This is a genomic window from Micromonospora sp. M51, assembly GCF_018070305.1.
GTDB classification, from domain to species: Bacteria; Actinomycetota; Actinomycetes; order Mycobacteriales; family Micromonosporaceae; genus Micromonospora; species Micromonospora parva.
The window spans coordinates 1-5946 of the sequence record NZ_JAGPXZ010000363.1; the positions used below are offsets into that span (position 1 = coordinate 1).

Genomic DNA, 5946 nt, shown 5'->3' on the forward strand with positions numbered 1-5946 from the left:
GCTGCGCGAGGTCGGCGCCGGCCTGAGCCTGATGGCCAACGCGGTGCGCGCGCTGGACGCCCTCGGCCTCGGCCCGACAGTGCGCCGAGGTGGGCACGGCGAGGCACCCGGCGGCATCCGCAACCGGCACGGCCGGTGGCTGTCCCGGGTGGACGCCACGGAGATGGTCCGGCAGCTGGGCACCACCGCGCTCGGCGTGCACCGGGCCACGCTGCACCGCACCCTGCGCGAGGCGCTGCCCGCCTCGTCCCTGCACACCTCGGCCGCCGTGGAGCACGTCGAGTCCAACCCGGACCGGGCGTCGGTGCGTTACCGGACCCCGAACGGCCCGCGCACCCTCACCGCCGATCTGGTGGTCGGCGCCGACGGCCTGCGCAGCCGGGTCCGCGCCCAGCTCTGGCCGCAACACCCCGGCCCGGTGTACGCCGGATCGACGGCGTGGCGGGCGGCCATCGCGTTTGCGGACCCGGTCCCGGCCGCCATCACCTGGGGGCCGGGGGCCGAGTTCGGCATGGTGCCGATCGGCGACGGTCAGCTCTACTGGTACGCCGCACTGAACGCCCCGCCGGGCGGCCACGCCCCCGACGAACTCGCGGCCGTGCGGGAGCGCTTCGGCGACTGGCACGACCCCATTCCGGCGCTGCTCGCGGCCACCCCGCCCGGCGTCGTGCTGCGCAACGACATCCACCACCTGGCCGCGCCGCTGCCGTCGTACGTGCGGGGGCGGGTGGCGCTGCTCGGCGACGCCGCCGACGCGATGTCACCCAACCTCGGCAAGGGGGCCGGACAGGCCATCGAGGACGCTGTGGTGCTCGGCGCGGTCTGCGCCAGCGGCGCCGAGGGGCTGCCGGCCGCCCTGGGCGCGTACGACGAGCAGCGCCGACCGCGCAGTCAGGCCGTCGCCCGAGCCTCCGTCACCGCCGGCCGGTTCGGACAGCAACTGCGCCATCCGATCGCCGTCGCGGTGCGCGACACCGCGTTGCGGCTCACCCCGGGGCGGGTCGCGCTGCGCAGCATGGCCCGGTACGCGGACTGGCGACCGCCGGCTGGCTGAGCCGGCCGCAGGATCCACCGGACAGACGCCCGCGACAATTCCCATCCGATCAGCGCACAGCCGACGATGGACCGTCGTCGCCCCAAAACTCCAGAATAGTCATTCGGGTCGCCATCCGGGCTAATCAAAGACGACAGCGCGTCGGTACAATCGGCGACTTCGTTGTGACCGATCGCTGACTGCTGATGATGAAATCGATCACACACACTGAGCCCATGAACAGGAGAGTCAACCGCGGCAGAGCACTCCGCGTCGCGGTGTGCCTCCTCCTTCTCGCCGCGCTGAGCGGCTGCATGCAACTCAACATGGGGTTGACGGTCAACGCCGACGACACTGTCGACGGCCAGCTCCTGCTGACGGCCCAGAAGTCCCTGCTGAGCGGGCGCAACAAGAACCTCCCGGTCGCCTTCGCGGAGTTGCGGCAGAACATCCCCGCCCTGCCAGCCGGCGAGGAGACCCTTTACCAGGACGACGCTTTTTACGGATCCCAGATCAGTTACCGCAAGGCGCCGCTCGCCGGTTTCGACACCGAGAGTGTGAAACTGGTCAGGGACGGCGATCTGTACCGCTTCACGCTGCCGCTCGACCCGAAGAAATATGGCGGAAAGGTCGCGGAGCAGAATCCGCAGAACCAACAGGCGTTCCTCAAGCTCATGTCGTTCGAGATCTCGGTGACATTTCCCGGCCGGGTGATCGACAGCAATGGCACCGTCAACGGCCGGTCGGTCAGTTGGAAGGTCGACCCCAACCAGGAGAAGCCGACCGAACTGCGGGCCGTGGCCGAGGCCCCGCCCCGCCCGTCCACGTCACCGGCCGCCGCCGGCGGTGACGACGACGGCGGATTCCCCTGGCTGCTGGTCGTCGGCGGTGTCCTCCTCCTGCTGGTGATCACCGCGGTGGGCGTACTCCTGGTGCGCCGCCGCCTACCCGCGACGCCGGCCGCGCCCGGTCCGACCCCGCCGCCGGGCCCGCACGCCGGCGCCCCGGGGCCCGGCTGATCCATCTGGTGGCCGGCCCCGGCCGGCCACGCCCGGCCCCGGCCGCCCCCGAACCGACGGCGACCGGCCCCGGTGCTCCCGCTGCGGGCGCACCGAACCTCACCACCACCACATCCCGGTCGCACCATCGCAGAAAAGGGGGATCGTCATGAACGATCTCTTCACCTGGGCAGCTCTGGGGACGATCGCCGGCGCGAGCGCCGCCACCCTGCTGGCCACCAACGTCATCGGCGGGCTGATCGGCCCGAGCGGCGACAAGCTCCGCAAGTGGATCGCCATCGCCATCGCGCTGCTGCTGTCCTACGTGACGGCGGCGTTCGCCGACGACGCCGGCGGCGAGAAGTGGGTCATCGCCTTCTTCAACGCGCTGGTCATCTTCTCCGCCGCGCTCGGCGTCAACCAGTTCCCACCCGGCAACCGGCAGGCGACGCCGACGCAGGTCGCCAGCGGTCGCGAGCCCCGAGTCTTCCGTTCCTGGGTCTGAGAGGGGTGTCGTCATGGTCTTCGGAATCCTCAGCGCCGTCATCCAGGTCGGCTTCGGGGCCCTGCTCGGCTTCCTCGCCGGTGGCCCGATCGGGCTGCTGATCGGCGCCGTCGTGGGCCTGGTCGTCGGCGCGGTCTTCGGCTGGTCGGTGGCCTCCGCCGGGGTGTACGCCTCGGACGCCCGCGGCATCTTCCTCTTCGTCGTCGACCACACCTGGAGTCTGCTCAACACTGTCGTCGGCGCCATCTACCTGACCGTGCACCTGATCTTCGGGCACTCCCTGGACCGGCCCACCTCGCTGAACAGTGGACGGGTCAGCGTGGTGGAGGGGGTCTCCCCCCGGTACGCCACCACCATCGGCACGGTCTGCGCCGGCTCCAGCTCCGGCATCCAGCGGCACGAGGACGTGCACATCTTCCAGGGCCGCCTGCTCGGGCCGCTCTACATCCCCCTGGTGCTGGCCAACTACGTCCTGTTCACCATCGCGCCGGTGTGGCTGCTCTACCACGATCACACCAACGCACCGATCAACCGCTTCACCCGGTACTTCGAGATCGGCGTCTACCCGCACGTCTGGAACGAGGCCATCGCGTACCGGATCCAGGGGACGCCACCGCGATGAGCACCCACGGGCGCGGGCCGATCGAGACCGCCACCGCCGAGCTGGTCGCCTGGGTGACCAGCGCGGCGGGGGAACCCGTCCCGGTCGGCCCGCCCCGCGCGTGCGACGACGCCGACGGGCTCACCCTCTGGCCCCTCGACCTGCGCCCGGCCCGGCAGACCCGCTCCAGCGGCGCGGTCCGCGAACCGTACCGGTTCACGGTCCGCCACCTGCTCTGCGTGACCGGGCCCGCCGGGTTGCCCCGGCTGGATCGGGTGCTCACCGCCGCGACCAGCGACGGCAGGTACCCGGTGGTGCTGGAGGCCGGCGACGCGCCACTGTGGACGGCGTTCGGTGCGGCGCCCCGACCGGCGCTGCTGATCGACGTGGCGGCGCAGGTGGACCACCCGACCCCGGCCGCGCCGCCGGTACGGCAACCGCTGCGGTTGCGGCAACTCGACGTGCGCAGCCTCCGTGGGCGGGTCGTCGGCCCGGAGCACCAACCACTGGCCGCGATGCGGGTCGAGCTGCCCGGCACCGGGTCCGTCACCCGCACCGACCCACAGGGCCGGTTCCTGATCGCCGGTGTGCCGCACGACCCCGAGCACCCGGGCCCGGTCCGGCTGCGGCTGACCGGACGCGGGCTCGTCCTCACCGCCGACGTCGACGCGGGCGAGGACGACATCGTCATCGTCTGCGCGCCACCGACCCACTGACACCCACCCGCTAAGGAGGGCCGATGCCCAGTTACTTCTCCCCCGGCATCTACGTCGAGGAGGTCCCCAGCGGCGCCCGACCGATCGGGCCGGTGAGCACCAGCATCGCCGCCTTCGTCGGCGTCGCCCCGGACCGCTCCGCCCACCTGGGCAGGGCGGTGCCGGTCAACAACTGGACGGAGTTCCTGCGGCTCTTCGCCGGCGGCGAGCGGGTGGAGAGCACTCCCCTGGCCCGGGCGGTCTTCGGGTTCCTGGACAACGGGGGCGCCCGCTGCTGGGTCGTCAACGTCGGCGAGGGCGGCGCGATCACCGGCACCGGGCAGCGGCGCGGCGGCCTGCAACTGTTGGAAGCCGTCGACGAGATCTCCATCATCGCCGCACCCGGCTTCCACGACGTGGTGTCCCACGAGGCGCTGCTCAGCATGGCCGAACGCACCCGCACCATGGTCGCGATCTGCGACCCGGCGCCGGACATCGACGACATCTCCGCGTTGACCCGGGTCGCCACGCCGTCCGCCGGCAAACCCGCCAAGCCCGCCGACGGTGCGGCCGCCGGCCCTGGCGGCGGCTCCGACCAGCCGGGCGGCTCCGGCGGCCACGAGGGGGCCGCGTACCGGCCGCGACAGTCCGAGTTCGGCGCGTTCTACTACCCCTGGTTGCGGGTCCGCGACCCGATCAGCGGCGAGTTGGAACTCACCCCGCCGAGCGGGCACCTGGCCGGCATCTGGGCCCGCACCGACGCCCTGCGCGGTGTGCACAAGGCCCCCGCCAACGAACCAGTGCGCGGCGCCGTCGACCTGGGCTACCTGGTCACCCGACCCGAGCACGACGTGCTCAACCCCAAGGGCGTCAACGTGATCCGGTACTTCGCCGGTGAGGGCATCCGCGTCTGGGGCGCCCGTACGCTCGCCGCCGAGGCCAGCGAGTGGCGCTACCTCAACGTGCGGCGACTCAGCATCGCCATCGAGCAGGCCATCGCCAACGGCACCCGGTGGATGGTGTTCGAGCCCAACGACTTCACCCTCTGGCGCTCGATCCGCCGCGACATCGGGGCGTTCCTCACCCGGGTGTGGCGTGACGGCGCGCTGCTCGGGCGCAGCCCCGAGGAGGCGTTCTTCGTCAAGTGCGACGAGGAGACCAACCCGCCGGACGTCCGTGACGCCGGCATGGTGATCGCCCACATCGGCATCGCGGTCGTCAAGCCCGCCGAATTCGTGGTGTTCAAGCTGAGCCAGTGGGCCGGCGGCACCGAGACCGAGACGATCGGAGGCTGACATGCCCACCACCGCGACCCCGCAACCCGGCGCGCCGGTCGACCCGTACCGGGCGTACAACTTCCGCCTGCTCATCAACGGTGTCACCAACGGTCACTTCACCGAGATGACCGGGTTGGAGGTGAACATTCCCGGGCAGCCGTACCGGGAGCACGGCCTGGGTCGGATGCGGATGGTGCCCGGTCAGGCCGAGTACGAGCCGGTGACGCTGCACTTCGGCCTCACCGCCTCCCGCGAGCTGTGGGACTGGGTGAACGCCACCGCCCAGGGCACCCTCAACCGGCGCAACGTCTCAGTGGTGCTGCTCGACTCGGTGGGCACCGCCGAGGTGCTGCGCTGGAACCTGATCGACGCGTGGCCGACCCGGTGGCGCGGCGCGCACCTCAACACCCTCAGCCACGAGATCGCCATCGCCTCGCTGACCCTGCGGTACGAGGGCCTGGAGCTGGAGACCGGCGGTGCCACCGCGCCGACGCCCGCGTAGCTGGCTGGCCGGCCGACTGCGTTCGGCGGCAGGGGCGGTGCAGCGCCTCGCCGGGCGGGTCGAGCCGGACGGGCACCTGCCGTCGCCGTCGCCGCTGTCGGAGCCGCCCGTGGCGACGCCGCGCCGTTTCGGGGAGCCACCGCGGCACTGGCTGGACCTGGTCGCCGCCCACGCGCCCGGCCTGCTGCACGACCTGGACCTCGACCCGTCCCCGGCCGACGCCGCGGTCGGGGATGGGCAGCCGGTCGGATCGGCGGGCCGGGTCGACTCCGTCGCCCCGGGCCCCGGCGCGTTCAGCCGGTTCCCCAGGCCCGGCCGGGCCGGTGGGTCCGGCA

The 5946-nt window shown here is 72.4% G+C and carries 7 protein-coding genes and 1 pseudogene; all 8 read left to right on the forward strand.

Going from position 1 to position 5946, the window contains the following annotated elements; genetic code table 11:
- Positions 1 to 1054 (forward strand): FAD-dependent monooxygenase (locus KBX53_RS19330; protein WP_210860831.1); only part of this gene is annotated, 1054 nt, incomplete at its 5' end.
- Positions 1055 to 1269: 215 nt separating this feature from the next.
- A complete protein-coding gene (locus KBX53_RS19335) occupies positions 1270 to 2052 on the forward strand; it encodes a DUF3153 domain-containing protein (protein WP_210860832.1) in 783 nt (260 codons plus the stop codon).
- A 148-nt stretch (positions 2053 to 2200) separates the two neighbouring features.
- On the forward strand, positions 2201 to 2536 hold the full coding sequence (locus KBX53_RS19340; protein WP_030327513.1) for a hypothetical protein: 336 nt from the start codon (positions 2201 to 2203) through the stop codon (positions 2534 to 2536).
- 13 nt (positions 2537 to 2549) lie between these two features.
- Entirely contained in the window at positions 2550 to 3158 is a 609-nt protein-coding gene (locus KBX53_RS19345) for a hypothetical protein (RefSeq protein ID WP_030327512.1), read from the forward strand.
- On the forward strand, positions 3155 to 3853 hold the full coding sequence (locus tag KBX53_RS19350; RefSeq protein ID WP_210860834.1) for a carboxypeptidase-like regulatory domain-containing protein: 699 nt from the start codon (positions 3155 to 3157) through the stop codon (positions 3851 to 3853). The genes KBX53_RS19345 and KBX53_RS19350 overlap by 4 nt, the downstream gene beginning before the upstream one ends.
- 23 nt (positions 3854 to 3876) lie before the next feature.
- Complete coding sequence (locus KBX53_RS19355) at positions 3877 to 5127, forward strand: phage tail sheath subtilisin-like domain-containing protein (protein ID WP_210860836.1); 1251 nt, start codon at positions 3877 to 3879, stop codon at positions 5125 to 5127.
- A gap of 1 nt (position 5128) precedes the next feature.
- A complete protein-coding gene (locus KBX53_RS19360) occupies positions 5129 to 5611 on the forward strand; it encodes a phage tail protein (RefSeq protein ID WP_030327509.1) in 483 nt (160 codons plus the stop codon).
- A gap of 37 nt (positions 5612 to 5648) precedes the next feature.
- Positions 5649 to 5946, forward strand: a pseudogene (locus KBX53_RS19365) (hypothetical protein); the annotation flags it as partial.

Excerpts from the sequence above, each read along its gene's own strand:
- KBX53_RS19360 (WP_030327509.1), top strand. The coding sequence starts at position 5,129 with ATGCCCACCACCGCGACCCCGCAACCCGGCGCGCCGGTCGACCCGTAC.
- KBX53_RS19350 (WP_210860834.1), top strand. The coding sequence starts at position 3,155 with ATGAGCACCCACGGGCGCGGGCCGATCGAGACCGCCACCGCCGAGCTG.
- KBX53_RS19345 (WP_030327512.1), top strand. The coding sequence starts at position 2,550 with ATGGTCTTCGGAATCCTCAGCGCCGTCATCCAGGTCGGCTTCGGGGCC.
- KBX53_RS19340 (WP_030327513.1), top strand. The coding sequence starts at position 2,201 with ATGAACGATCTCTTCACCTGGGCAGCTCTGGGGACGATCGCCGGCGCG.
- KBX53_RS19335 (WP_210860832.1), top strand. The coding sequence starts at position 1,270 with ATGAACAGGAGAGTCAACCGCGGCAGAGCACTCCGCGTCGCGGTGTGC.
- KBX53_RS19355 (WP_210860836.1), top strand. The coding sequence starts at position 3,877 with ATGCCCAGTTACTTCTCCCCCGGCATCTACGTCGAGGAGGTCCCCAGC.